This is a genomic window from Rhodovulum iodosum (genome assembly GCF_041020385.1).
In the GTDB taxonomy this organism is placed as follows: domain Bacteria; phylum Pseudomonadota; class Alphaproteobacteria; order Rhodobacterales; family Rhodobacteraceae; genus Rhodovulum; species Rhodovulum iodosum.
The window spans coordinates 1,338,499-1,364,910 of the sequence record NZ_JBEHHI010000001.1; the positions used below are offsets into that span (position 1 = coordinate 1,338,499).

Here is a 26,412-nt window from a genome sequence, read left to right on the forward strand (position 1 = left end):
GCGGGCAGCGGACCCGGCGGTAAAACTGCGCCCATGACCGGCGGCTTTCCCCTGACGGTAATGCTCGGCTCGGAGGCCGACACCGCCGCGCTGGCCGCGCGGCTGGGCGCGGTGCTGGGCGCAGGCGACGTGGTACTCCTGCAGGGTCCGATCGGCGCGGGCAAGACAGCCTTTGCCCGGGCGCTGATCCAGTCGCGCCAGGCCGCGCTTGGGCCGGTCGAGGACGTGCCCTCGCCCACCTTCACACTGGTCCAGAGCTACCGCGCCGGCGAGTTGGAAATCCTTCACGCCGATCTTTATCGTCTGTCGCACCCCGACGAGGCGCTGGAGCTGGGGCTGGAGGACGGGTTCGAGACCGCGCTCTGCCTCGTGGAATGGCCAGAGCGGCTGGGCAGCCTCGCGCCCGAGGGGGCGCTCTGGCTGCGCTTTGCACCGGGCGATGGACCCGACGAACGGCGGCTGACTGTCGAAAGCGACGGTTTTTCCCGCGCCGCCGCGGTGCGCGGCGCGCTTGAAACGGTGCGCCACGATGCCTGACCGCCAGGCGCTGAGCGCAGCCTTTCTGGAGCGCGCGGGCTGGGGCGGCGCCCTGCGGGGGCCGCTCGCCGGCGATGCCTCGCATCGCCGCTACGACCGGCTGACCCGCCCCGACACCGGCGAAAGCGCGGTGTTGATGGACGCCCCGCCCGACACCGGCGAAGACGTGCGCCCCTTTACCGCCATCGCCAGGCATCTCTCGGCGCATGGCCTGTCGGCCCCGGCGATCCTGGCCGAGGATGAGGGGCACGGCTTTGTCCTGATGGAGGATTTCGGCGACGGGCTGTTCGCGCGGCTGCTGGAGCGGGACGAGGCCGACGAAACCGCCCTTTATGCCGCGGCGACCGACCTGCTGAGCGCGCTGCACAAGGCGCCGCTGCCGCCCGACCTGGGCCATTACGACCCGGCGAAGATGGCCGATCTGGCCTGCCTTGCCTTCGACTGGTACCTCGCCGGGTCCGGCACGCCCGTTCCGGCGGCCCGGCGTGCAGCGATTTCGGCCGAGTTAGAGACGGTCCTGGCCCGGCTCTGCCGCGGCCCCGAGGTGATGGTGCTGCGCGACTATCACGCGGAAAACCTGATCTGGCTGCCGGGGCGCGACGGGGTCGCACGGGTCGGGCTGCTCGATTTCCAGGATGCGCTGGGCGGGCACCCGGCCTACGATCTGGTCTCGCTCTTGTGGGACGCGCGGCGCGATGTGCCCGAGGCGCTGCAAGAGGCGATGCTCGCCCGCTACCTTGTCGAGACGGGGCAGCCCAAGGCCGAGTTTCGCACCGCCTTTGCCGCGCTGGGCGTTCAGCGCAACCTGCGCATTCTCGGTGTCTTCGCGCGGCTTTGCCTGCGCGATGGCAAGCCGGGCTACCTCGACCTGCTGCCCCGGGTCTGGGGCCACCTGCAACGCGGCCTCGCCCATCCCGCCCTTGCACCTTTGAAGGCGGGCGCGCTTGCCGCCCTGCCCCCGCCCACGCCCGCCCTGTGCCAGACGATCCGAGAAAAATGCGCGACACGCCCGACGCCCTGATGCTGTTTGCCGCCGGGCTCGGCACCCGGATGCGGCCGCTTACCGATGCGCGGCCCAAGCCGCTGATCGAAGTCGCCGGCCGCACGCTGATCGACCACGCGCTGGAACAGGCGCGGGGCGTGCCGCTGGCCCGGATCGTGGCCAACGCGCATTACAGGTCCGGCCAGCTCGCCGCGCATCTGGAGGGACGACCGGGCGTCGCGCTTTCGCGCGAAGACGATCTCTTGCGCGATACCGGTGGCGGTCTGCGCCATGCGCTGCCGCTCTTGGGCGAGGGGCCGGTTTTCGCCATGAACACCGATGCGGTCTGGACGGGCCCCGGCGCGCTGGCCCAGCTCGCCGAGGCCTGGGACCCGGCGCAGATGGATGCGCTGTTGCTGCTGGTGCCACGGGCGGCGGCGCGCAGCCATGCCGGCGCGGGCGATTTCACGATGGATGCGGCGGGCCGGCTGCGCCGCGGGCCGGGCCATGTCTACACCGGCGCGCAAATCCTGCGCACCGAGCGGCTGGCCGCCATGTCAGAGCCGGTCTTTTCGCTCAACGCTGTGTGGGATGCGATGGCCGCCGTGGGGCGGCTGTTCGGCGCGCTGCATTGCGGGCTCTGGTGCGACGTGGGCCGGCCCGAAAGCATCGCGGTCGCCGAGGCGATGCTGGCGGAGGCGGGCAATGCTTGAGGGGGCCGCACCGCGCCTGTTCGGCCTGCCGCCCGGTGCGGATTTCCCCGCCGAGCTGGTGATCGGGCTGGAACAGAGACTGAAAGACCGCCCGCCCGAGGCGCTGGCCCGCGTCGAGCTGTTCGTCAACACGCGGCGGATGCAGCGGCGCATTCGGGCCTTGCTGACGCGCGGGGGGGCGCGTCTGTTGCCGCGCATCCGGCTGATCACCGATCTTTCCAACGCCCCTGGCGAGGCCGACCTGCCCCCGCCGGTGCGGCCGCTGCGCCGCCGGCTGGAACTGGCCCAGCTGGTCGAGGCGCTGCTCACCGCCCATCCCGAGCTTGCGCCGCGCGCGGCGGCCTTCGACCTGGCCGACAGCCTGGCCGCGCTGATGGACGAGATGCAGGGCGAGGGCGTGGCGCCCGAGGTGCTGCACGGCCTCGATGTCAGCGAGATGTCGGCCCATTGGGCCCGCAGCCGTGCCTTCATCGACCTGGTCGAGCGCTATGTCAGCCCCGGCGCGGCCGAGCCGCCCGATGCCGAGGGGCGGCGGCGGCAGGTGATCGAACGGCTGGCCGCGCGCTGGGAAACCGACCCGCCCGCGCATCCGGTGATCGTTGCGGGCTCGACCGGGTCGCGGGGGGCGACGGCGCTGTTCATGCAGGCGGTGGCGCGGCTGCCCCAGGGGGCGCTGGTGTTGCCGGGCTTCGACTTCGACCAGCCGGCGCAGGTCTGGGCCGGGCTCGACGACGCGATGACTGCCGAGGACCATCCGCAATACCGGTTCCGCCTGTTGATGGAGATGCTGGGCGCTGGCCCCGGCGACGTGCGCCCCTGGCACGCGCGGGCCGCGGCCCCCTGCCCCGCGCGCAACCGGCTGGTCTCGCTCGCGCTGCGGCCGGCGCCGGTGACCGATCAGTGGCGCGACGAGGGCCGCGGCCTGAGCGACATGGCCGAGGCCACGGCGGACATGACCCTGATCGAGGCGCCCTCGCCCCGGACCGAGGCCGCGGCGATCGCGGCGCGGCTGCGCAAGGCACGGCAAGACGGGGTCACGGCGGCGCTGATCACCCCCGACCGGATGCTGACGCGGCAGGTGACCGCCGCGCTGGACCGCTGGGGTATAGAACCCGACGACAGCGCCGGTGTGCCCCTGCCGCTGTCCGCGCCGGGGCGGTTCCTGCGGCAAGTCGCGGCGCTTTTCGGCGCGCCGCTGACAGGGGCGGCGCTGTTGGCGCTGCTCAAGCACCCTTTGGCCGCCTCGGTTTCCGGTGTCCGTGGCCCACACATGATCTGGACGCGCGAGCTGGAGCTGAGCCTGCGCCGCCATGGCCCGGCCTTTCCCGACGCTGCGGCGCTGGTGGCATGGGCCGCCAAGAGGCCGGAGGACGGGCGCGCCGCGTGGGCCGACTGGCTGGCCGGGTTGCTGGCCGGGCTGGCCGAGACCGGCGCGCGGCCCCTTGAGGATCATCTCGCCGCCCACCTCGCCCTGGCCGAGGCGCTCGCCGCCGGGCCGGGCGGAGAGGGCAGCGGCGCGCTGTGGGACGAGGCCGCCGGGCGCGAGGCAAGAAAGGCCTGCACCGCGCTGGCCGACGCCGCGCCCCATGGCGGCAGCCTGACACCCACGGATTACGCGAGCCTGTTCCAGGCGGTCCTGCAACGCGACGAGGTGCGCAACCCGGTAGAGCCCGATCCCGGCGTGATGATCTGGGGCACCCTCGAGGCGCGGGTGCAGGGCGCCGATCTGGTGATCCTCGGCGGGCTCAACGAAGGGGTCTGGCCCGAATCCGCCCCGCCCGACCCCTGGCTCAACCGGCAGATGCGGGTGCAGGCGGGGCTGCTCTTGCCCGAGCGGCGGATCGGGCTGTCGGCGCATGATTTTCAACAGGCGGTGGCGGCGCGCGAGGTGGTGCTGTCGCGCGCGGTGCGCAATGCCGAGGCCGAGACGGTGCCCTCTCGCTGGCTGAACCGGCTGCAAAACCTGATGGGCGGGCTCGACGCGCAGGGCGGGCCAGAGGCGCTGAAGGCAATGCGCGCGCGGGGGGCCGATTGGGTGCGCCTTGGCGCCGCGCTCGACCGGCCCGACGCGCCGGTGCCCCCCTGCCCTCGCCCCTCGCCCCGCCCGCCGGTCGAGGCCCGGCCGAAAAAGCTGCCGGTGACCGGCGTCGAGCGGCTGATCCGCGACCCCTACGCGATCTACGCCCGTTACATATTGAACCTGCGCCCGCTGGACCCCCTGACGCGGCAGGCCGATGCGCCGCTCCGGGGCACGCTGCTGCACGAGGTTCTCGAACGGTTTCTTGAGGCCGGAATCGACCCTGACCCGGCCCAAGCCACGGCCGATCTGCTGCGCCACGCCGACGAGGTCTTTGCCGAACAGGCCCCCTGGCCCGCCGCCCGGCGGCTGTGGCGGGCCCGGCTGGCGCGGGTGGCCGGCTGGTTTCTGGCCGGCGAAGCGCGGCGAAGCGCCCAGGGCCGCTGGATCGCGCTGGAACGCTGGGGCGAGGTCCCGCTTGCCAACGGTTTCACCCTCAGCGCCGAGGCCGACCGCATCGACCGGCTGACTGACGGGCGGCTGGCGATCTACGACTACAAGACCGGCACGCCCCCCACCCTGAAATCGATGGAAGCCTTCGACAAGCAGCTCTTGCTGGAGGCCGGGATTGCCGAGCGCGGCGGTTTTAAGGACATCCCGGCCGCGCCGGTGGCCCATGTGGCCTATCTGGGCCTCGGGGCAAAGCCGGCCGAGGTGGTCAACACGCTGGCAGACGGGCTGACCGACCGCACCTGGGAAGAGCTGACACGTCTGACCGGCCGCTACCAGGACCGCGCGCTCGGCTATACCGCGCGCAACCACTTGCAGCGCCAAACTGAGGTCACCGATTACGACGGGCTGTCGCGCTATGGCGAATGGGACGAAAGCCAGCCGCCCGAGCCAGAGGAGGTAGGCGAATGACGCGCGACGCGGCCACCGAACGGCAGGTGCAGGCGGCGCGGCCGGACTGTTCCACGTGGCTGTCGGCCAATGCGGGCTCGGGCAAGACGCGGGTGCTGACCGACCGGGTGGCGCGGCTCTTGCTGAACGAGGTGCCGCCCCAGCGCATCCTGTGCCTGACCTACACCAAGGCCGCGGCCAGCGAGATGCAGAACCGGCTTTTCCGCCGGCTGGGCGCCTGGGCGATGCTGGACGACGCGCCGCTGAGGGACGAATTGCGCCAGCTTGGGGTCGATTCAGGCATCGGCGAAGCAATGTTGCGCCGCGCGCGGCGGCTGTTCGCCCGGGCGATCGAGACGCCGGGCGGGCTGAAGATCCAGACCATCCACTCCTTTTGCGCCGGGCTCTTGCGGCGGTTTCCGCTCGAGGCGGGGGTGTCGCCGCAATTTTCCGAGATGGACGACCGCGCCGCGCGGCACCTGCGCGCCGAGATCGTCGAGGAGATCGCCAACGGCCCCGAGGTCGCCGCCTTCGACGCGCTGGCCGAGTGGCATACGAGCGACGATCTGGACGGGCTGACCGCCGAGATCGCCGGGCGTCGGGCCGCGTTTGCCGACCGGCCCGACGCCGGCGCGCTGTGGCGGCAGTTCGGGCTCGCGCCAGGCACCGACGCGGCCGACGTGTTGGCCGGGGTGTTTCTGGGCGGCGAGGCCGGGCTGCTGGCGCGGCTGGGCAGGGCGATGGCGGCCGGCAGTACGAATGACATCAGGGCCGCGGACAAGCTGGCCGAACTCGACCCGTCCCGCCCCGACCTGGCGCTATTGAAGGGCCTTGAGGGTCTGTTTCTGACCGGCGAGGGGGCCAAGGCGCCGTTCAGCGCCAAGATCGGGAGTTTTCCGACCAAGACGACCCGCGGAACCCTTGGCCCCGACCTCGACGCGCTCGACGCGCTGATGGCGCGGGTCGAGGCCGCCCGGCACCGCCGCATCGCATTGGCCGCCGCTCAGCGAACGCTGGCGCTGCACCGCTTTGCCGCGGTGTTCCTGCCCGCCTACGCGGCGCGGAAAGAGGCCCGCGGATGGCTGGATTTCGACGACCTGATCCTGAAGGCCCGCGCACTCCTGACCGACCCCGGCGTGGCGCAATGGGTGCTGTTCCGCCTCGATGGCGGGATCGACCATATCCTGGTCGACGAGGCGCAGGACACCAGCCCCGTGCAGTGGGAGGTGATCGACCTGCTGAGCCACGAGTTTACCACCGGGTACGGCGCGCGGAACGACGTGGCGCGGACGATCTTCGTGGTGGGGGACAAGAAACAGTCGATCTATTCCTTCCAGGGGGCCGACCCGGAAGAGTTCGACCGGATGAAGGATCACGTCGCCGGCCGGCTGGGAAATGTGGCTCTATCCTTGCAGGATTTGCAGCTGGAATATTCCTTCCGCTCGGCCGATGCGGTGCTGCGGCTGGTCGATTGCACCTTTCCAGAGGGCGCCCGGCAGGGGCTTGGGCGCGAGATGCTGCACCGCGCCTTCCGTGCCGAGATGCCGGGCCGCGTCGACCTCTGGCCGCTGGTCGAACGCAGCGAGAACCCGGAAAAACCCCATTGGGCCGACCCCGTCGACATGCTGACGCCCGAGCATCACACCGCGCGCCTGGCCCGGCGCGTGGCAGAGCAGATCCGGGCGATGGTCGAGGGCGGCGCGGCGCTGTGGGACGCGCCGAAAGACGGGCCGGCGCGCCGGCGACCGGTCACCGAGGGCGACGTGCTGATCCTGGTCCAGCGCCGGTCGGACCTGTTTCACGAGATCATCCGGGCCTGCAAATCGGAGGGGCTGGCGGTGGCGGGCGCCGACCGGCTGAAGATCGGCGGCGAAATGGCGGTGCGCGACCTGACCGCGCTTTTATCCTTCCTCGCCACACCCGAGGACAGCCTGTCGCTGGCCGCGGCCCTGCGCTCACCGCTGTTCGGCTGGGGCGAGGGGGCGGTTTACGACCTGGCGCAGGGGCGCGGCAAGCAATATCTCTGGCAGGTTCTGCGAGCCCGCGATTGCGCTGAATCAGAGACGCTTTCAGCGTTGCTGGACGATGCCGATTTCCTGCGCCCCTACGACCTGATCGACCGCATCCTCACCCGCCATGACGGGCGGCGACGGCTGATCGCGCGGCTGGGCGAAGAGGCCGAGGACGGCATCGACGCGCTGCTCGCCCAGGCGCTGGCCTACGAGCGGATGGAGGTGCCATCGCTGACCGGGTTCCTTGCCTGGATGGAAAGCGACGAGGTCGAGATCAAGCGCCAGCTCGACAGCGCGGGCAACCGGCTGCGCGTGATGACGGTGCATGGCGCCAAGGGGCTGGAGGCGCCCATCGTGATCCTTCCCGACACGCTGGCAGGCGAGGCGCGGCTGCGCGCCCAGGTGGTGGCGGGCGACGGCGGCCAGCCGCTGTGGCGCGGGCCCGCGGACCAAAGCCCGCCAGCCGAGGCCGAGGCCGTCGAGGCGCTGCGCGTCCGGCAGGAGGAAGAGCGCGCCCGGCTGCTCTACGTGGCGATGACCCGGGCCGAGCAATGGCTGATCGTCTGCGGCGCGGGAGAGGCGCCCAAATCAGGGACGAGTTGGTACCAGAAGGTCGCGGCAGGAATGGAACGCTCGGGCGCGCTGCCGTTCGATTTCGGGTTCGGTGAAGGCAAGCGGCTGGAGACCGGCGACTGGGCGGCGGGCGATTTGCACGCGCCCGACCGGACAGAGCCCGAGGCCCCCGCCCTGCCCGGCTGGGCCACGGCGCGCGCCACCCCGCCGCCGCGCGCACCGCAGCCGCTGTCGCCCTCCGATCTGGGCGGGGACAAGGCGCTGCCGGGCGAGGCGGCCGGGCGCGATGCCGAGGCGGCGAAGGCGCGCGGCACCTGGGTACATGCGCTGCTGGAACATCTGCCCGGCAACCCCCGGCCGGACCGCGCGGCGGTGGCTGCGCAGATCCTGGCCGCTATCGACCCGCCCGCGCCGGACGCCGCCCTGCCCGACCTGCTGGAAGAGGCCGAGCGGGTGCTGGACGCGCCCCACCTGGCCAAGATCTTCGCGCCCGAAACGCTGGCCGAGGTCGAGATCGCGGCCGATCTGCCCGCGTTCGCCCCACGAATGCTGGAAGGCACCATCGACCGCTTGCTGATCGGGCCGGACCGCGTGCTGGCGGTCGATTTCAAGACCAACGCCGTTGTGCCGGCCAGCCCCGAGGACGTGCCCGAGGGGCTGTTGCGCCAGATGGGCGCCTATGCCGCCGCGCTGGCGCAGATCTATCCGGGGCGAACGGTGGAAACCGCGATCCTCTGGACGCGGGCGGTCGACCTGATGCCGCTGCCCGACGCGCTGATCACGGCTGCGCTGGGCCGGGCCGCTCCGGCTTGACGCGCCTTGGTGCGCTGCTTACCTTCCGCATCCAATTCCAGGTCTCAAGGAGAGCGCAGATGGCAACCCATGCCGTGACCGACGACACGTTCGACGCCGAGGTTCGAAAATCCGACATCCCCGTCGTTGTGGATTTCTGGGCAGAGTGGTGCGGCCCCTGCAAGCAGATCGGCCCGGCGCTGGAGGAATTGTCGAACGAGATGGACGGCCGCATCAAGGTCGTGAAGGTCAATGTCGACGACAACCCCAACAGCCCCGCCCAACTGGGCGTGCGCGGCATTCCCGCCCTGTTTCTGTTCAAGGACGGGCAGGTGGTTTCCAGCAAGATCGGCGCTGCGCCCAAGGCCGCGCTGCAAAGCTGGATCGAAGAATCGGTCTGAGCCACCCCAGACGGGCTGAGACAAAGGGGCGCTTCGGCGCCCCTTTCTGCTTTGCGGCTTGTGGGGCAGCATCGGGCACATATATCGGCGCAAACGAGGCAACGGAGGGCGCCCCATGGCGAACAGCGATTTCCCGGGCTGGCACGGCACCACGATCGTCGGCGTGAAACGCGGGGCCGAGGTGGTGATCGCCGGCGACGGGCAGGTGAGCCTGGGCCAGACGGTCATCAAGGGCACGGCGCGCAAGGTGCGCCGCCTGTCGCCCGGCGGCTATGACGTGGTGGCGGGGTTTGCAGGCTCGACCGCGGATGCCTTTACCCTGCTGGAGCGGCTGGAGTCCAAGCTGGAGGCCACGCCGGGGCAGTTGCAGCGCGCGGCAGTGGAACTGGCCAAGGACTGGCGCACCGACAAGTACCTGCAAAAGCTCGAGGCCATGCTGATCGTCACCGACGGCGCCGACATGTACGTGATCACCGGGGCAGGCGACGTGCTGGAGCCGGAACATGACGTGGCCGCCATTGGCTCGGGCGGGAATTTCGCACTCGCCGCGGCGCGGGGGCTGATGGAAAAGACCGAGCTGTCGGCCGAAGAGATCGCGCGCAAGGCAATGGCGATCGCGGCCGATATCTGCGTCTACACGAATGGCAACCTTACGGTGGAGAGCATCTCGAAATGACCGACCTGACCCCCCGCGAGATCGTTTCCGAGCTCGACCGCTTCATCATCGGGCAGGCCGACGCCAAGCGCGCCGTCGCCGTCGCCTTGCGCAACCGCTGGCGGCGCAAGCAACTGGGCGACGATTTGCGCGAAGAGGTGTATCCGAAAAACATCCTGATGATCGGGCCCACCGGCGTGGGCAAGACCGAAATATCGCGCCGGCTGGCGCGGCTGGCGCGGGCGCCTTTCATCAAGGTCGAGGCGACCAAGTTCACCGAGGTGGGCTATGTCGGCCGCGATGTCGAGCAGATCATCCGCGACCTGGTGGACAGCGCCATCGCCCAGACCCGCGAATGGATGCGCGAGGACGTCAAGGCGCGCGCGCACGCGGCCGCCGAGGAACGGGTGATCGAGGCCATCGCAGGCACCGACGCCCGCGCGCAGACACGCGACATGTTCCGCAACAAGCTGAAGAAGGGCGAGCTGGACAACACCGAGATCGAGCTGGACATCCAGGACACCTCGAACCCGCTGCCGATGATGGAAATGCCCGGCATGCCGCCGGGGCAGGGCGGCGGAATGATGAATCTCGGCGATCTGTTCGGCAAGGCCTTCGGCGGGCGCACGGTCAGGCGCAAGATGACCGTGGCCGACAGCTATGACATCCTGATCTCGGAAGAGGCCGACAAGCTGCTGGATGACGAGGCGGTCAACCGTACCGCGCTGGAATCGGTACAGGAAAACGGCATCGTCTTCCTCGACGAGATCGACAAGGTCTGCGCCCGCACCGAGGCCCGCGGCGGCGATGTCAGCCGCGAGGGCGTGCAGCGCGACCTGCTGCCGCTGATCGAGGGCACGACGGTGTCGACCAAGTACGGGCCGGTCAAGACCGACCACATCCTGTTCATCGCCTCGGGCGCCTTTCACATTGCAAAACCGTCGGACCTGCTGCCCGAGCTTCAGGGCCGGCTGCCGATCCGGGTCGAGCTGCGCGCCCTGACCGAGGCCGATTTCGTGCGCATCCTGACCGAGACCGACAACGCGCTGACCCGGCAATATTCCGCCCTGATGAAGACCGAGGATGTCGCGGTGAGCTTTACCGACGAGGGCATCGCGGCGCTGGCGCAGATCGCCGCCGAGGTCAATGAGAGCATCGAGAATATCGGTGCGCGGCGGCTTTACACCGTGATGGAGCGCGTGTTCGAGGAGCTCAGCTATACCGCGCCCGACCGCGGCGGCGAGACCGTCGAAGTCGACGCCGATTTCGTCGAGAAAAACCTTGGCGAGCTGACGCGCTCCGCCGACGTGACCCGGTATATTCTCTGAGCGCGCCCTACGGGCGCCAGGCGCGCCGGCCAGGCCCGCGCAGGCGGGCGGGCATCATCGAGACGGCCGCGGGCGTGGCCGGCCTTGACGTGACGCAGCTGTCTGTGGCCCGGCTCTCGCGCGGGCTGGGCCAATTTTCCCCCGGTGGTCCACGGTCCTGATTTCGGTACCCGGCGACACCCGCTGCCCGGCGCAGGCGTCCCGCGAAAACCGAACGGGCCGCACCGGGCTATTGCCGGGACCGGTGCAGACGGTGCAGAACGCACCCGAGGCGATCCTGTCGCCTTTCGCCGCGCTTTCGGCGCAATCATCGCGCGCCCGCCGCTGGGCCGGCCGCGTTTCGAAAGGCCGTCATGCCGGTTTTGCAGTTCATCTCGGGCAACTGGCGCTGGCTTTCGGCCGGCGCGCTTCTGACCTTTTCGTCGAGTTTCGGCCAGACCTTCTTCATCTCGATCTTTGCGGGCGAGATCCGCGGCGCCTTTGGCCTCAGCCACGGGGCATGGGGCGCGATCTACACGATGGGCACGGCGGCCTCGGCGCTTGCGATGGTCTGGGCCGGGGCGCTGACGGACCGCTGGCGGGTGCGCAGCCTGGCGCGGATCGTTCTGGTCTTTCTGGCGACGGCTTGCCTGGCAATGGCCGCGGTGCCGGGCGCCTGGGCGCTGCCCGTGGTGATCTTCGCGTTGCGCTTTGCGGGGCAGGGGATGTGCAGCCACCTGGCGATGGTAGCCATGGCGCGCTGGTTTGCGGCCAATCGGGGCCGGGCGCTGTCGATCGCGCTGGTCGGCTTCGCCTTGGGCGAGGCTTTGTTGCCCGTCAGTTTCGTGGCGCTGATGCCGTTCGTGGGCTGGCGCAGCCTGTGGGTCGCGGCGGCGGTGATGGCGCTCGTTGCGCTGCCCGTTCTCGCCTTTCTGCTGCGCCAGGAGCGGACGCCGCAATCGCACGCCGCCGCCAGCCAGAGCCTCGGGATGGGCGGCCGGCACTGGCCCCGCCGCGCCGTGCTGCGCCACTGGCTGTTCTGGATGATGGTCCCCGCGCTGCTGGGCCCGGCGGCCTTCGTCACGTCGTTCTTCTTTCAGCAGGTGCATCTGGCCGAGGTCAAAGGCTGGGAGCACGTGCAACTCGTGGCACTGTTCCCGCTCGCCACCGGGGCGGGACTTATATCGATGTTCGGCGCGGGCTGGGCGATCGACCGGTTTGGAACCGCCCGGCTGATGCCGCTCTACCAAGTGCCGATCGTGGTTGCGTTTCTGATTTTCTGGCAGGCCGAGGGGCTGGGCGCCGCCGCGGTGGGGCTGACCTTCATGGCGATCACCATCGGCGCGAATTCGACCTTGCCGGCGGCGTTCTGGGCCGAATTCTACGGAACGGCGCATCTGGGTGCGGTCAAGGCCATGGGATCGGCCGTGATGGTTCTGGGCACGGCGCTGGGGCCGGGGCTGACCGGGGCGCTGATCGACCTTGGGCTGCCCTTTCCGGCGCAAATGCCGGCGATTGCCGCCTATTTCGCGCTGGCCTCGGCGCTGGTTCTGGCGGGTACGCTGCGCGCGCGGCGCGACCTACCGGTGGCGGCGTAGATAGACGTAATAGGCCCCGGCGCCGCCATGCTTGCGGTGCGCCTCGGTCACCTGCAGCACGAGGCCGGCCAGCGGCGGCGCGCCCAGCCAGGCCGGAACCTGGTGTTTCAGCACGCCCCTGCGCTGGGGAACCGGGCCGCCCTCGTCCCTGTCCCTGCCCTTTCCGGTGATCACGAGGACCAGCCGCTTGCCGTCGGAATGGGCGCGGCGGACAAAGCCGGTCAGCGCCGGGTGCGCCTGCGCCAGCGTCATGCCGTGCAGATCGATCCGGGCCTCGGGCACCAGTTTGCCGCCCTTCATCCTGAGAAAGGATTTGCGGTCCATCCTGATCGGCGCGTGGGTCGGCCGCGCGCCCGGCTCGGCGGTGGCGTCCGGCGCCCGCTCGCCCACGCGAAACTCCGGCAGGCGGGGCGGGGGTGGGGTGCGGTCGGCGGGTTCCGGGCTGCGGCCAAGCTCGGGGCGGGGCCCGGTGCCATGAAGGGGCGTGGCGCTGTCGGCCACCTTTCGCCAGAGCGCGCGGTCTTCGGCGCTAAGGGTTCCGGGCCGCCGCCGCGCCATCCCTCACCCCTCGGGCGCCAGGCGCAGGGCCTCGGAAATCGGCAAGAGCACGACCAGCCGGCCGCTGTCGCGCACGGTGCCGGCGCGTTTTCCCGCCGCAGCGCCGGTGCCGAAAAAGATATCGGCCCGCTGCGCCCCCTTGATGGCCGAGCCGGTGTCCTGGGCCACCATCAGTTTATGCATCGGGTCCTTGCCGCCCTTCTCGATCCAGACAGGGGCGCCAAGCGGTACGTAGTCGGGGTCGACCGCCACGCTGCGCAGCGCTGTGACCGAGCGGTTCATCGCGCCGAGCGGGCCCTTTTCGGCCGGGACATCACCGATTTCACGGAAAAAGACGAAGGACGGGTTGTGCCACAGCAGCGTGCGCCCCTCGTCGGGGTTTCGGCGGACCCAGTTGCGGATCACCTGGGCCGAAACCTGATGCGGGCGATAGACGCCGCGGCGGACCAGTTCCTGCCCGATCGAACGGTAGGGGTGGCCGTTCTTGCCGCCATAGCCCACGCGAAGGGCGCTGCCGTCGCGCAGCCGTACGCGGCCCGAGCCCTGTACCTGAAGGAAGAACACCTCGACCGGGTCGTCGAGCCAGACGATTTCCAGCCCGCGGCCCTGCAGGAGCTCTTGTTCCTCGATCTCGGCGCGGGTGAACCACGGTTCGCCCGGCGTAACCTCGGGCGGGTAGCGGTAGATCGGGTAGCGAAAGCGCGCGGTGGGGGTGCGCGAGCCCTCAAGCTCGGGCTCGAAATAGCCGGTAAACAGCGCGGGTGTGCCGTCGCCGATGAGAACCGGCCGGAAAAACAGCTCGAAAAAGCCGCGCGCATCGGTCAAATCGCCGGCCAGCGCGCAGAGCGGGCCCCAGTCGGGCCGGTCGATATCGGGGCAGGTTTCACGAAAGACCGACAGCGCGGCCATGTGGTCGTCGCCGTCCCATCCCTTGAGATCCTGAAAGCGCAGGATCTGCGCCCGGCCGTCGGCACCAGCGGGCAGGCCCGTCATGGCAAACGCCAGAACAAGGGCCGCCGCATGCCGAAACGCCCTCATTCGCCGGTGGCGACCAGTTGCCAGTTCGGGTCGTCTACGCCCATGCGGCGCGCAAAGGTCCACACATCGCGCTGGCGCTTGATCTCGTTCGGGTCACCCTCGACGACGTCGCCGACGGCGTTTCGCACGGTCGAAATCAGCTCGCCCACGAATTTGACGGTCAGCTCGGCCTCGGCGGTCTCGCGGTCGAACGTTGCATCCACAAGCTGCAATTCGCGGATGCCGACAAAATTGGCCTCGACCGTCAGACCCTGCTGTTCACGCAAGCGCACAACTTCGTCAAAGCTGTCGAAAACATCGGCTGCAAGGAAGGGGCGGACGCTTTCCATGTCGCCCTTTTCGAAGGACATCAGGATCATCTCGTAGGCGCCACGCGCCCCTTGCAGGAAATCGCCGACCGAAAAGCCGGGCTCGGCCATCTTCATGGCGGCCAGCGCCTTGGCGGCATCGCTGCCATCGGGGACGTGGTCGATGATGTCGTTATCCACGCCGCCCTCGATCACCTCGAAATCACGGCGTTGTCCGTTGCGCTGCTGCGACGGGCCCGGCATCGGCGAGGGCGGCTTTTCGAACCCGTCGCGCGTGCCCAGAACCGAGCGCAGGCGCAGGATCAGAAACAGCGCAATCCCCGCGATAACCAGAAGTTGGATTATAGCAGAGCTCATGTAGGAACCTTTCGGGCGGGGGCTGGGTTTGCATCACAGTGTCAGGGCACATATGTAAGCGTTGGCCGGGGTCAAGTCTACCGGCGCCGCCCAGTCGAAAGGTGGATCTTATGTGGCTTTTCCTGCTTTTCATTCTCGTACCGCTGATCGAGATCGGGTTGTTCATCCAGGTGGGCGGTCTGATCGGGCTGTGGCCGACGCTGGGAGTCGTGGTTTTGACCGCGATCGCCGGCACCGCGCTGATGCGCCAGCAGGGCGCGCTGGCGCTGGCGCAGCTGCGCACGTCGTTCAACGAATTGCGCGATCCGGCAGAGCCGCTGGCGCATGGCGCGATGATCCTTTTCTCCGGCGCGCTGTTGCTGACGCCCGGGTTTTTCACCGATACGGTTGGCTTTTTGCTGCTGCTGCCGCCGGTACGCCGGGCGGCCTATAACTGGCTGCGCTCGCGCGTGAAGGTTCAGACCTTCAGCTACGGCGAGGGGCAGACGCCGCCGCGGCCGGGCCCGCGCGGCGGCGACGGCGATGTCATCGAGGGCGATTTCTCCGAGGTGCCGCCGGAAAAACGCGCGACCCACCACACCTCGGGCTGGACACGGCATTGAGGCAACTCCGGCGACCTGCTAGAGACCCTGCTACGCAAACATTTCGCAGGAGCGGAAGATGACCGATACGGATCCCAACGGCAGCGCCGCGGCTGACCAGCCGCAGCAGGTCAAGATGCAGGTTCTTGGCCAGTTCATCCGGGACATGTCGTTCGAGAACATGCTGGTGCGCAAGAACGCGGGCGCCGAGGTGACGCCGGACGTTCAGGTGCAGGTGGGCCTCGACGCGCGCAAGCGCCCGACCGATCACCAGTACGAGGTGATCTCGAAATACACGATCCGCTCGAACAACAAGGCCGACCAGGCCCCGCTCTTCCTGATGGAGCTGGAATATGGCGGCGTGTTCCACATCGAGAACGTGCCCGAAGAGCAGTTGCACCCGTTCCTTCTGATCGAGTGCCCGCGGCTGTTGTTCCCCTTCGTGCGCCGGATCGTCAGCGACGTGACCCGCGATGGCGGCTTCCCGCCGCTGAACCTGGACATGGTCGATTTTGTTCAGCTCTACCGGCAGGAACTTGCCCGGCGGGCCGAGGCGCAGAAGCCAGCCGCCGAAAACTCCGACGCCTAGGACAGACGTTTCCAAAGCGCGCCGTCGCCCATCGCCTCGACAAAGGCGGCATGGGCGGCGGCCTCTTGCTCGGTCACGCGCGGGGGCAGGGGGGCCGGGCGCGGGCGCGGGCGCCAAACCGTGTCGCCCGATGTCTGCTGGCCGCCGCCAGTGACGACACCCAGCGCGAAGTCGGGCTGCCGGCCGCCGATCAGCTCCAGGTAGACTTCGGCCAAGATCTCGGAATCGAGCAGCGCGCCGTGCTTTTCGCGGGCCGAGTTGTCGACACCGAAGCGCCGGCAAAGCGCATCCAGCGTGGCCGGCGAGCCGGGGAATTTCTGCCGCGCGATCGCCAGCGTGTCGAGCGCTTGTTCGTTGGGCAGCAGCGGCAACCCCATCCGCCCGAGTTCGGCATTGAGAAATTTCATGTCGAAGGCGGCGTTGTGGATCACCAGCCGTGCATCGCCCACGAAATCGAGAAACGCCTGGCCGACATGGGCGAAGACCGGCTTGTCACGCAGAAAATCGTCGCCCAGCCCGTGCACCTCGAACGCCGCCTGCGGCATGGCGCGCTCGGGGTTGATATATTCGTGAAAGGTCTTGCCGGTGGGCAGGTGGTTCCACAGCTCGACCGCGCCGATCTCGACAATGCGGTCACCTTCGCCCGGTTCGAACCCCGTCGTTTCGGTATCGAGGACAATCTCACGCATCTGCAACCCGCTGTTTTATTTCCGCCATCAAAGCCTGCACCTCGGCGCGTGTCTGTTCAAGGTTTCGTGTCTCGATGACGTAGTCGGCGCGCCTGCGCTTTTCCGTATCCGGGGTCTGTTTGGCCAGAATAGTCTCGAATTGTGCCTCGGTCATGCCGGGGCGGGCCAGTACCCTTTCGCGCTGTTGCGCGGGCGGGGCGGTGACCACGAGAACGGCGTCCAGGCCGCCCTCGGAGCCGGTTTCGAACAACAACGGGATGTCGAGCAGAAGGAGCGGCGCGTCGGCGTGGGCGGCGACGAAGGCCGCGCGGTCCCGCGCCACCAGCGGATGCACGGCGGCCTCGATCCTTGCCAGGGCCGTCCGGTCTTCGGCGATCCAGGCTTTCAGCGCGCCGCGGTCGACCTCGTCATCCTGCACGGCGTCGGGGCACAGCGCCGCGATCGCCGGCACCGCCGCGCCGCCCTTGGCGTAAAGCCGGCGCACCGCGGCATCGGCATCCCAGACCGGCACGCCGGCCTCGGCGAACATCCGGGCGGTGGTGGATTTGCCCATTCCGATAGAGCCGGTGAGCCCCAGAAGGAAAGGCCGCGCGCTCATCCCTCCAGGACCGCGGCGCGGGTGGCGGCATCGACCTCGGGGCGCTGGCCGAACCAGCGTTCGAAACCGGGCGCGGCCTGATGCAGCAACATGCCCAGCCCGTCGACCACGGTGCATCCGCGTTTTTCGGCCTCGGCCAGAAGGCCGGTTTTCAACGGGGCGTAGACGATATCGGTGACCACCATGTCGGGTGTCAGCCCGTCGAGGGGGATGCGCAACTCGGGCTTTCCGGTCATGCCCAGCGAGGTGGTGTTCACCACGGTGGCCGCGCCGTCGATCATGTTGCCCGCCTGCACCCAGTCATAGACCGCGATCTTGGGCCCGAATTCGGTCCGCAGGGCCTCGGCCCGGGCGCGGGTGCGGTTGGCCAGCCGGATCTCGCGCACGCCAACCTCTATCAGCGACGTGATGATCGCGCGGGCGGCCCCGCCGGCGCCGAACACCGCGGCCGGCCCGGCCTCGGGTCGCCAGCCGGGGACGCCCTGCCGCAGGTTGGCAATAAACCCGTAGCCGTCGGTGTTGTCCGCGTGCAGCTTGCCGTCGGAACGGAAGATCAGCGTATTCGCTGCTCCGATCAGCGCCGCGCGGTCGGTGACCAGGTCGGCCAGCCCCAGCACCTTTTCCTTGTGAGGGATCGTGACGTTGAGCCCGACGAAACCCAGCCGGGGCAGCAACTGCAACGCCTCTTTCAGATCCTCCTGGACCACGTCCATCGGGATGTAATGGCCCTTCAGCCCGTAGCTCTGTAGCCAATGGCCATGAAGTTTTGGCGATTTCGAATGGGCAACCGGAGAGCCGATGACGCCGGCCAAGGGGATACGATCTGTCATCGGGCCAGAACTCCGCGTGTGGTCAGGAAGGTGAGCAGGGGCAAGAGCGGCAGGCCAAGCACCGTAAAGAAATCCCCGTCGATCGCGTTGAACAGGCGCACGCCTTCTTCCTCCAGCTTGTAGCCTCCGACAGAGTCGCGCACGCTGTTCCAGTTCCGGTCCAGATACTCGTCGAGATAGGTGTCGGAAAAGGGGCGCATGGTCAATGTGGCCACGCCGACATGGCGCCAGAGCGGCGCACCCTCGTCGAAAACGGCAACGGCCGACAAGAGGCGGTGGGGCCGGCCCCGCAGACGCAGAAGCTGGGTGCGCGCCTCGTCCCTGGTTTCGGGTTTTGCCAGCACCCTATCGCCCAGGGCCAAGACCTGATCGGCCCCGATCACCAGGGCGTCGGGGCGGCTTTCGGCAACCCGGCGGGCCTTGAACTCGGCCAGAGCCTCAGCCACCTCGCGCGGGCCGGCGCCATCGTGGGTCATGCCGTCGCGAATGGCGGCTTCGTCAACGCGGGCTGGCTGAACGGTGAAAGCGACGCCGGCATTTCGCAGCAGCAGCGCGCGCGCAGCCGATCCAGAAGCGAGGATGATGTCTTGGGCCATGTGGGCGAGCCTGTGGATGAACGAAGGTAACAGCCGGGGACGAACGTGGGAGCGTTCGCCCCGCATCGCGGCTTGGCGAACAACCGCCCGGGTTGTCAAGCATTGCCCCGGTTTCGTCCCAAGGGGACCAAGTTGTCACGCGATTGTGGATTGCGGCGAAATGCGCGTCTTTGGCCGAAGTTCTCCACACGTTGGCTGAGGCGAATACAGACTTAATTCATTGTAATACATATAAAAATTCTTGGTATGAAATTATTCTGCAAGTTATCTTCAGAATTGTTAACATCGCGTCTGCTGTGCAAAACGGTCGGGAGGACAGGATAATCCCGGTTTTCCCCAGCCCCTACTGCATCCCCATCTTTTCTTTTCTTTCTTTTTTATTTTAGAAGGGGCCCGACGTTACCGGAGCATGGGGCACCCGATGGGCGATCTGCTGGCAAGCATCTATCCTTGGACCAAGTCGCTGCACATCGTTGCTGTGCTGACATGGATGGCGGGGCTGTTCTACCTGCCCCGGCTTTTCGTCTATCACACCGAGCGGGTGACGGTAGGCGAGCCCACGGACGAGCTGTTCCAGACCATGGAAATGAAGCTCTTCAAATACATCATGAACCCGTCGCTGATCGCCGTGTGGCTGTTCGGGCTGTTGCTGGTCTTTACGCCGGGGCTCGTCGACTGGTGGTCGATCTGGCCCTACACCAAGGGCGCGGCGATCATCGCGATGACCTGGTTCCATATGTGGCTGGGGATTCGCCGCAAGGAATTCGTTGCCGGAACCAACGCGCGCAGCGGCCGTGCGTTTCGCATGATGAACGAAGTGCCGACGATCCTGATGCTGGTGATCGTGTTTTCTGTCGTCTTCAAATTCTGAGATCGTTGACTCGGAGCGACGTGACGCCTAATGAAGGCGCCAATCGGCCGGTCCCGGCCGCCTGCTTCCCGTAATGCGAAAGACGATGTGCCCCGGTGCATCGCGATGGATTTCCGATGACCCAAGAGAGTCTCAACCTCGCCGAGCTCAAGGCGAAGAGCCCCAAAGACCTGCTGTCCATGGCCGAGGAACTCGAGATCGAGAATGCCTCGACCATGCGCAAGGGCGACATGATGTTCGCCATCCTCAAGGAGCGCGCCGAGGACGGCTGGGAAATCTCGGGCGATGGCGTGCTCGAGGTGTTGCAGGACGGGTTCGGGTTTCTTCGCTCGCCCGAGGCCAATTACCTGCCCGGCCCCGATGACATCTACGTCTCGCCTGACATGATCCGGCAACATTCGCTGCGCACCGGCGACACGGTGCAGGGCGTCATGCAGGCCCCGCGTGAGAACGAGCGGTACTTCGCGGTCACCAAGGTGACCAAGATCAACTTCCAGGATCCCGAACAGGCCCGGCACAAGATCAACTTCGACAACCTCACGCCGCTTTATCCCGACGAGCGGCTGAATATGGAAATCGAAGATCCGACGATCAAGGACCGTTCGGCCCGGATCATCGACCTGGTGGCACCGATCGGGAAGGGCCAGCGCGCGCTGATCGTTGCGCCGCCGCGGACCGGCAAGACCGTGCTTCTGCAAAACATCGCCCATTCGATCGAGACCAACCATCCCGAGACCTACCTGATCGTTCTGCTGATCGACGAACGCCCCGAAGAGGTCACCGACATGCAGCGGTCGGTGAAGGGCGAGGTGATTTCCTCGACCTTCGACGAACCTGCGACGCGGCACGTCGCCGTGGCCGAGATGGTGATCGAAAAGGCCAAGCGGCTGGTCGAGCATAAACGAGATGTTGTTATTCTTCTCGACTCGATCACAAGACTTGGGCGCGCCTACAACACGGTTGTGCCGTCGTCGGGCAAGGTTCTGACCGGCGGCGTCGATGCCAACGCGCTGCAGCGGCCGAAACGGTTTTTTGGCGCGGCGCGGAACATCGAAGAGGGCGGGTCGCTGACCATCATCGCCACCGCGCTGATCGACACGGGCAGCCGGATGGACGAGGTGATCTTCGAAGAGTTCAAGGGCACCGGCAACTCCGAGATCGTGCTCGACCGCAAGGTGGCCGACAAGCGCGTGTTCCCGGCGATGGACATCCTCAAATCCGGCACGCGGAAAGAGGATCTGCTGGTCGACAAGGGCGACCTGCAAAAGACCTTCGTTCTGCGCCGCATCCTGAACCCGATGGGCACGACCGATGCCATCGAGTTCCTGATTTCCAAGCTCAAGCAGACCAAGACCAACTCGGAGTTCTTCGATTCGATGAACACCTGAGCCAGGGCCGGGGCCTTTCATGGACACGATCTTCGCCCAGGCGACGGCGCGCGGCAAAGCGGGCGTCGCGGTCATTCGCATTTCCGGGCCTAGGGCCCGCGCGGCGGCGGCGCTGTTGGCCGGTCCCTTGCCAGAGCCGCGCCGGGCCGGGCTGCGCCGGTTGCGCGACGGTGACACCATGCTGGACGAGGCGCTGGTGATCTGGTTCGAGGTGGGGGCCAGCTTTACCGGCGAAGAGGTTGTCGAGTTGCAGTGCCATGGCAGCCCGGCCACGTCTCGGGCGATCCTGCGCGTGCTGTCACGGGTCGATGGGCTGCGCGGCGCCGAGCCGGGCGAATTCACCCGCCGGGCGCTGGAAAACGGCTGCCTCGACATGGCGCAGGTCGAAGGGCTGGCCGACCTCCTGGAGGCCGAGACCGAGGCGCAACGCCGGCAGGCGCTGCGCGTGCTGTCCGGCGCGTTGGGGGCCAAGGCCGAAGGGTGGCGCGCGGCGTTGATTCGCGCCGCCGCTCTGATGACCGTGACCATCGACTTTGCCGACGAAGAGGTGCCGGCGGATGTGTCGGACGAGGTCTCGACGCTTTTGTCAAATGTGGCCGCCGAGCTGGCGCGAGAGATCGACGGCGTCGGAATCGCCGAGCGTATCCGGGAGGGGTTCGAGGTGGCCATCGTCGGGCCCGTGAATGCCGGAAAATCCACCCTTCTCAACGCGTTGGCCGGGCGCGACGCGGCCATCACCTCCGAACATGCGGGCACGACCCGCGACGTGATCGAGGTGCGGATGGAGCTGAACGGGCTACCGGTGACAATGCTCGACACGGCCGGTCTGCGCGAGACAGACGACGCGGTCGAGGCGATCGGGGTCGCCCGTGCCCGGCAGCGCGCGCAGGGAGCCGACCTGCGGATCTTCCTGCTGGACGAAACCGGGTCCACCCTGGGGATCGAGCCGGGGCCCGAGGATATCGTGGTCTTGGGCAAGGCCGACCTGCACGCGGCAGGGCGGCTGGCCGTGTCGGGAAAGACGGGGGCCGGGCTGTCTGAGCTGATCGCGCGGGTGACAATGGTTCTGGAGGGCCGGGCGGAGGGTGCTGCAACTGCCACGCGGGAACGCCACAGGGCCGCGATGAAACGTGCGCTGGTGTCTATCGAATCTGCTGGCGAGCATATATCTATGGGCGAGGCTGCGGCGGAACTCGCGGCGGAAGATGTGCAGGCCGCGATCCGGGCGCTTGATTCGCTTGTGGGGCGCGTGGATGTCGAGGCCGTGCTCGACGAGATCTTCGCGAGTTTCTGCCTCGGAAAGTGAGGAGTGTTTCACGTGAAACATCGCGCATTCGATGTGGTGGTGATCGGCGGCGGTCATGCAGGGGCCGAGGCGGCCCATGCGGCCGCGCGGCTGGGCGTGCGTGCTGCACTGGTCACATTGCGCCGAACCGATCTTGGCGTGATGTCTTGCAACCCGGCCATTGGCGGCTTGGGCAAGGGCCACCTCGTCCGAGAGATCGACGCTCTGGACGGGCTGATGGGCCGGGCGGCCGACCGCGCCGGCATCCAGTTCCGCCTGTTGAACCGCCGCAAGGGTCCCGCAGTGCAGGGGCCGCGGGCGCAGGCCGACCGTCGGCTGTACCGTGCCGCGGTGCAGGATATGCTGGGGACATGCGAAAACCTGACGATCATCGAGGGCGAGGCCGTCGACCTGATCGAGCGGGCCGGCGGTGTTTGCGGCGTGGTGCTGGCCGATGGGACACGGCTGGAGGCTGCTGCCGTCGTGCTGACCACGGGCACGTTCCTGCGTGGCGTGATCCATATCGGCGAACGGCAGATCGCCGGGGGCCGCATGGGTGATTCGCCGGCAGTGCGCCTGGCCGAGCGGATCGACGGGTTCGGCCTGCCGCTGGGGCGGCTCAAGACGGGTACGCCGCCGCGGCTGGACGGGCGCACCATCGATTGGGCTGCGCTGGACAAGCAGCCCGGCGACGACTCCCCGGTGATGTTTTCCTTTTTGCACCGGGCGCCGTTCGTGCGGCAGGTGGCGTGCGGGATCACGCATACCAACGCGCGCACGCATCAGATTATCCGAGACAATCTCGGCCGCTCGGCCATGTATGGCGGGCGGATCGAGGGCGTCGGGCCGCGCTATTGCCCCTCGATTGAGGACAAGGTGCAGCGCTTCGCCGACAAGGACTCGCACCAGATTTTCCTCGAACCCGAGGGGCTGGACGATGTGACGGTCTATCCCAACGGGATCTCCACCTCTTTGCCCGAAGAGGTGCAGGACGCGTATGTGCACTCCATCGCCGGGCTGGAGGCCGCGCGCATTTTGCAGCCGGGCTATGCCATCGAATACGATTACGTCGATCCGCGCGCCTTGACGGCCGAGTTGCGGCTGCGTGATGTGGCGGGGCTGTACCTTGCCGGGCAGATCAACGGCACGACCGGCTATGAAGAGGCCGCCGCCCAAGGGCTGGTGGCGGGGCTGAACGCGGGGCTTGCGGCCTTGGGGCGCGACGCGACACGGTTTCAGCGGACCGACAGCTATATCGGCGTCATGATCGATGATCTTGTCACCCGCGGTGTGAGCGAGCCCTACCGGATGTTTACCTCGCGGGCCGAGTTCCGCCTGTCGCTGCGGGCCGACAACGCCGACCAGCGGCTAACGCCACTGGGCATGGACATCGGATGCGTCGGCGAGCCCCGACGGCAGGCCTTTCTGGCAAAGATGGATCGGATTGGCCAGGTGCGCGAGGTGTTGGACGGCATGTCCTTGACACCGAAGGAGGTCGCTGCCGCCGGGATCCGGGTGAATGCCGATGGCACCCGCCGGTCGGGCATGGACCTGCTGGCCTTTCCGGATGTGGGCTTTGACGACCTGCTGCCGCTGGATTCGCGGCTGGCCGCGGCGGACGCGGAAACGCGGGCCCAGGTGGCGCGCGATGCGCTTTACGCCAACTACATCCGCCGGCAGGCGCAGGATGTTGCGCAGATGAAGCGGGACGAGGCGGTGCGCTTGCCCGCCGACATGGATTTTGCGTCGATTGATGGCCTGTCGAGCGAGTTGCGGCAAAAACTGTCGTCGACGCGGCCCGAAACCCTCGCCCAGGCCGCGAGAATCGACGGGATGACGCCGGCGGCGCTGGCCCTGGTGCTGGCCAAGCTGCGGCAGGCGCAGCGGCGCAGCGCATGACCCCCAGCCAGGCCGAGCTGGGGCTTGATGTTTCACGTGAAACATTCGAGCGGCTCGAAATCTACGCGGCGCTGCTGCGCAAGTGGAACCGGGCGATCAACCTTGTTTCGCCCGCCTCGCTCGACGCGCTGTGGACGCGGCACATCGCCGATTCCGCCCAGGTGTTTTCGCTAGCGCCGGAAGGTGCCGAGACCTGGGCCGATCTGGGCAGCGGGGGCGGGTTTCCGGGGATGGTCATTGCCATTCTCGCGGCCGAACTGCGGCCGTCGCTGGCCGTGACCCTGGTCGAAAGCGACAAGCGCAAGGCGACTTTCCTGCAAGCCGTCGCGCGGGATACCGGGGTCGCGGCCGATATCCGACCCGCCCGAATCGAAGAGGTTTCGCCGCTGGGCGCAGAGGTGCTGAGCGCCCGCGCGCTGGCGCCTTTGATTGTGCTTTTGGGCTATGCAGAACGGCATCTGGCGGCAGGCGGAGTGGCCCTGTTCCCAAAAGGCGCACGCCATCGCGGCGAAGTCGCCGCGGCGCTTGCATCCTGGCAGTTCGACGTTCAAACAGTTGCCAGCCGGACCGAGGCAGACGGCGTTATCCTAAGAATCGGAGGCATTTCCCGTGTCTGATCCCACGCGCCCGTACGCGCCGAAAATCATCGCTGTGGCCAACCAGAAAGGCGGGGTCGGCAAGACGACCACCGCCATCAACCTGGGCGCGGCGCTGGTCGATGAGGGTATGACCGTCCTCATCGTCGACATCGACCCGCAGGGCAACGCCTCTACCGGGCTCGGGATCGAGGCCGAGCAGCGCACGCGGACAACCTACGACCTGTTGCTGGAGGATGCGCCCCTGTCCGAGGTGATTCGGGCCACCAATGTCGACGGCCTGCTGATCGCGCCGGCCACGACCGACCTCAGCTCGGCCGACATTGAAATGGTGGCGAATGAAAAGCGCAGCTATCTGCTGCATGACGCACTGCGCCAGCCCGCGATCGACAGCTATGGCATTGATTATATCCTGATCGACTGCCCGCCATCGCTCAGCCTGCTGACGGTGAACGCGATGGTCGCGGCGCATTCGGTGTTGGTGCCTCTGCAAAGCGAGTTCTTCGCGCTGGAGGGGCTATCGCAACTGATGCTGACGATCCGCGAATTGCGCCAGACTGCGAATCCGCGTTTGCGGATCGAGGGCGTGGTGCTGACCATGGCCGATTCGCGCAACAAGCTGTCTCAACAGGTGGAACATGATGCACGCGCCTACCTGGGCGAGCTGGTCTTCGACACGGTGATCCCGCGCAATGTCCGCGTCAGCGAGGCGCCGTCTTTTGCGGTGCCGGTGCTGGAATACGACCCGGCCTCGAAGGGTTCCGCAGCCTATCGGGCCTTGGCGCGCGAGATGTTGCGCGGCAAGCTGTCGGCAGCGGGATAAGCGGAGGCAGAGCATGAACACGAAAAAACCCGAACGCCGTGGCCTTGGGCGGGGGCTGTCGGCCCTGATGGCCGATGTGAACATCGAGCCCGAGGGCGACGCGCCTGCGCGCAAACCCGACCAGACCCTGCCGCTGGAGCTGCTGGAGCCGAACCCCGACCAGCCGCGGCGGCAGTTTTCCGACGAGGCACTGGGCGAGCTGGCCGATTCGATCCGCGAAAAGGGGATCATCCAGCCGCTGATCGTGCGGCCGAGCAAAAAGCGCGAGGGCGCGTTCGAAATCGTGGCGGGCGAGCGGCGCTGGCGCGCCGCGCAACGCGCGCAGTTGCACGATGTGCCGGTGATCATCCGCGAGCTTGACGACGTCGAAGTGCTGGAAATCGCAATCATCGAGAACATCCAGCGCGCCGACCTCAACGCGGTGGACGAAGCGACCGGCTATCGCCAGTTGATGGATCGATTCGGCCATACCCAGGAAAAGGTGGCCGAGGCGCTGGGCAAGAGCCGCAGCCATATCGCCAACTTGCTGCGGCTTCTGCAACTGCCGGACGAGGTTCAGACCCATCTGCGCGAGGGGCGGCTGTCGGCGGGCCATGCCCGCGCGCTGATCACCAGCGACGACCCGGTTGCACTGGCGCGGCGGGTGATCGAGGGCGGCCTGTCGGTGCGTGAAACCGAGGCGATGACCCGCAAGCCCACGGCCGAAGTGCCGCGCAAGCCCAAGGCCGTGGCCGAAAAGGACGCCGACACCCGCGCGCTGGAAGAAGACCTGTCGGCCAATCTCGGGATGACCGTCAGCATCGACCATCGGCCCGGCGGCGAATCGGGCGAGGTGGTGATCCGCTACCGGACGCTCGATCAGCTCGATACCTTGTGCGGCAAGCTGACGGCCAGTTCGGGCAACATCTTCGAGTAGCGG

Annotated in this window: 25 protein-coding genes; 18 read left to right on the plus strand and 7 right to left on the minus strand. The window is 67.9% G+C overall.

From position 1 onward, the window contains the following. Positions 1-33: 33 nt before the first annotated feature. From tsaE to Ga0609869_RS06635, 9 genes are all read left to right on the plus strand, one after another. The gene (gene tsaE / locus Ga0609869_RS06595; protein ID WP_125408319.1) at positions 34-537 is read left to right on the plus strand and encodes a tRNA (adenosine(37)-N6)-threonylcarbamoyltransferase complex ATPase subunit type 1 TsaE; all 504 of its coding nucleotides are present in this window, start codon (positions 34-36) and stop codon (positions 535-537) included. Beyond that, complete coding sequence (locus tag Ga0609869_RS06600) at positions 530-1,558, plus strand: aminoglycoside phosphotransferase family protein (protein ID WP_125408320.1); 1,029 nt, start codon at positions 530-532, stop codon at positions 1,556-1,558. The genes tsaE and Ga0609869_RS06600 overlap by 8 nt, the downstream gene beginning before the upstream one ends. Beyond that, positions 1,534-2,232, plus strand: coding sequence for a nucleotidyltransferase family protein (locus tag Ga0609869_RS06605; protein ID WP_125408321.1), 699 nt, complete (start codon positions 1,534-1,536; stop codon positions 2,230-2,232). The genes Ga0609869_RS06600 and Ga0609869_RS06605 overlap by 25 nt, the downstream gene beginning before the upstream one ends. Then, on the plus strand, positions 2,225-5,170 hold the full coding sequence (gene addB, locus Ga0609869_RS06610; RefSeq protein WP_125408322.1) for a double-strand break repair protein AddB: 2,946 nt from the start codon (positions 2,225-2,227) through the stop codon (positions 5,168-5,170). The genes Ga0609869_RS06605 and addB overlap by 8 nt, the downstream gene beginning before the upstream one ends. Next, a complete protein-coding gene (gene addA, locus Ga0609869_RS06615) occupies positions 5,167-8,547 on the plus strand; it encodes a double-strand break repair helicase AddA (protein ID WP_125408323.1) in 3,381 nt (1,126 codons plus the stop codon). Before addB ends, addA begins: the two co-directional genes overlap by 4 nt. 59 nt (positions 8,548-8,606) lie before the next feature. After that, positions 8,607-8,927, plus strand: coding sequence for a thioredoxin (gene trxA, locus Ga0609869_RS06620; protein WP_125408324.1), 321 nt, complete (start codon positions 8,607-8,609; stop codon positions 8,925-8,927). 115 nt (positions 8,928-9,042) lie between these two features. After that, entirely contained in the window at positions 9,043-9,603 is a 561-nt protein-coding gene (hslV, locus tag Ga0609869_RS06625; RefSeq protein ID WP_125408325.1) for an ATP-dependent protease subunit HslV, read from the plus strand. Further along, on the plus strand, positions 9,600-10,910 hold the full coding sequence (gene hslU / locus Ga0609869_RS06630) for an ATP-dependent protease ATPase subunit HslU (protein ID WP_125408326.1): 1,311 nt from the start codon (positions 9,600-9,602) through the stop codon (positions 10,908-10,910). The genes hslV and hslU overlap by 4 nt, the downstream gene beginning before the upstream one ends. Before the next feature lie 353 nt (positions 10,911-11,263). Further along, positions 11,264-12,487, plus strand: a complete 1,224-nt coding sequence (locus Ga0609869_RS06635; RefSeq protein WP_125408327.1) for an MFS transporter — start codon at positions 11,264-11,266, stop codon at positions 12,485-12,487. Here the strand turns inward: Ga0609869_RS06635 and Ga0609869_RS06640 are convergent. Genes Ga0609869_RS06640 through Ga0609869_RS06650 form a run of 3 tightly spaced genes read right to left on the minus strand, consistent with a single transcriptional unit; the run spans position 12,470 to position 14,748 of the window. After that, positions 12,470-13,045, minus strand: coding sequence for a Smr/MutS family protein (locus Ga0609869_RS06640; RefSeq protein WP_125408328.1), 576 nt, complete (start codon positions 13,043-13,045; stop codon positions 12,470-12,472). The genes Ga0609869_RS06635 and Ga0609869_RS06640 overlap by 18 nt on opposite strands. 3 nt (positions 13,046-13,048) lie before the next feature. Then, positions 13,049-14,083: a murein transglycosylase A gene (gene mltA, locus Ga0609869_RS06645; protein WP_125408329.1), complete on the minus strand. Its 1,035-nt coding sequence runs from the start codon at positions 14,081-14,083 to the stop codon at positions 13,049-13,051. Next, the gene (locus tag Ga0609869_RS06650) at positions 14,080-14,748 is read right to left on the minus strand and encodes a Tim44/TimA family putative adaptor protein (RefSeq protein WP_125408330.1); all 669 of its coding nucleotides are present in this window, start codon (positions 14,746-14,748) and stop codon (positions 14,080-14,082) included. Before Ga0609869_RS06650 ends, mltA begins: the two co-directional genes overlap by 4 nt. A 110-nt stretch (positions 14,749-14,858) precedes the next feature. On the opposite strand from Ga0609869_RS06650, the gene Ga0609869_RS06655 reads away from it, so the two are divergent. Further along, complete coding sequence (locus tag Ga0609869_RS06655) at positions 14,859-15,350, plus strand: FxsA family protein (RefSeq protein ID WP_125408331.1); 492 nt, start codon at positions 14,859-14,861, stop codon at positions 15,348-15,350. 58 nt (positions 15,351-15,408) lie between these two features. After that, a complete protein-coding gene (gene secB / locus Ga0609869_RS06660; protein ID WP_125408332.1) occupies positions 15,409-15,918 on the plus strand; it encodes a protein-export chaperone SecB in 510 nt (169 codons plus the stop codon). Here the strand turns inward: secB and dnaQ are convergent. The 4 genes from dnaQ to Ga0609869_RS06680 are packed head-to-tail and all read right to left on the minus strand — an operon-like array spanning position 15,915 to position 18,631. Then, the gene (gene dnaQ, locus Ga0609869_RS06665) at positions 15,915-16,607 is read right to left on the minus strand and encodes a DNA polymerase III subunit epsilon (protein ID WP_125408333.1); all 693 of its coding nucleotides are present in this window, start codon (positions 16,605-16,607) and stop codon (positions 15,915-15,917) included. The two genes, secB and dnaQ, sit on opposite strands and share 4 nt — an antisense overlap. Beyond that, positions 16,600-17,205, minus strand: coding sequence for a dephospho-CoA kinase (coaE, locus tag Ga0609869_RS06670; RefSeq protein WP_125408334.1), 606 nt, complete (start codon positions 17,203-17,205; stop codon positions 16,600-16,602). Before coaE ends, dnaQ begins: the two co-directional genes overlap by 8 nt. Continuing rightward, positions 17,202-18,035: a shikimate dehydrogenase gene (locus Ga0609869_RS06675; RefSeq protein ID WP_125408335.1), complete on the minus strand. Its 834-nt coding sequence runs from the start codon at positions 18,033-18,035 to the stop codon at positions 17,202-17,204. The genes coaE and Ga0609869_RS06675 overlap by 4 nt, the downstream gene beginning before the upstream one ends. Beyond that, positions 18,032-18,631 (minus strand): Maf family protein, encoded by a 600-nt coding sequence (locus Ga0609869_RS06680; RefSeq protein ID WP_125408336.1) that lies wholly within the window; start codon positions 18,629-18,631, stop codon positions 18,032-18,034. The genes Ga0609869_RS06675 and Ga0609869_RS06680 overlap by 4 nt, the downstream gene beginning before the upstream one ends. Before the next feature lie 421 nt (positions 18,632-19,052). On the opposite strand from Ga0609869_RS06680, the gene Ga0609869_RS06685 reads away from it, so the two are divergent. From Ga0609869_RS06685 to Ga0609869_RS06715, 7 genes are all read left to right on the plus strand, one after another. After that, complete coding sequence (locus Ga0609869_RS06685) at positions 19,053-19,502, plus strand: CopD family protein (RefSeq protein WP_125408337.1); 450 nt, start codon at positions 19,053-19,055, stop codon at positions 19,500-19,502. Positions 19,503-19,618: 116 nt separating this feature from the next. Next, positions 19,619-20,890, plus strand: coding sequence for a transcription termination factor Rho (gene rho / locus Ga0609869_RS06690; protein ID WP_125408338.1), 1,272 nt, complete (start codon positions 19,619-19,621; stop codon positions 20,888-20,890). A 19-nt stretch (positions 20,891-20,909) separates the two neighbouring features. Beyond that, positions 20,910-22,196 carry a tRNA uridine-5-carboxymethylaminomethyl(34) synthesis GTPase MnmE gene (gene mnmE / locus Ga0609869_RS06695; RefSeq protein ID WP_125408339.1) on the plus strand — a complete coding sequence of 429 codons (1,287 nt, stop codon included), beginning with the start codon at positions 20,910-20,912 and terminating at the stop codon, positions 22,194-22,196. Between the two features lie 12 nt (positions 22,197-22,208). Next, entirely contained in the window at positions 22,209-24,074 is a 1,866-nt protein-coding gene (gene mnmG, locus Ga0609869_RS06700) for a tRNA uridine-5-carboxymethylaminomethyl(34) synthesis enzyme MnmG (protein ID WP_125408340.1), read from the plus strand. Next, complete coding sequence (gene rsmG / locus Ga0609869_RS06705; RefSeq protein WP_125408341.1) at positions 24,071-24,691, plus strand: 16S rRNA (guanine(527)-N(7))-methyltransferase RsmG; 621 nt, start codon at positions 24,071-24,073, stop codon at positions 24,689-24,691. Before mnmG ends, rsmG begins: the two co-directional genes overlap by 4 nt. Next, positions 24,684-25,493: a ParA family protein gene (locus tag Ga0609869_RS06710; protein WP_125408342.1), complete on the plus strand. Its 810-nt coding sequence runs from the start codon at positions 24,684-24,686 to the stop codon at positions 25,491-25,493. The genes rsmG and Ga0609869_RS06710 overlap by 8 nt, the downstream gene beginning before the upstream one ends. Before the next feature lie 13 nt (positions 25,494-25,506). Next, complete coding sequence (locus Ga0609869_RS06715) at positions 25,507-26,409, plus strand: ParB/RepB/Spo0J family partition protein (protein ID WP_125408343.1); 903 nt, start codon at positions 25,507-25,509, stop codon at positions 26,407-26,409. Positions 26,410-26,412 lie beyond the last annotated feature (3 nt).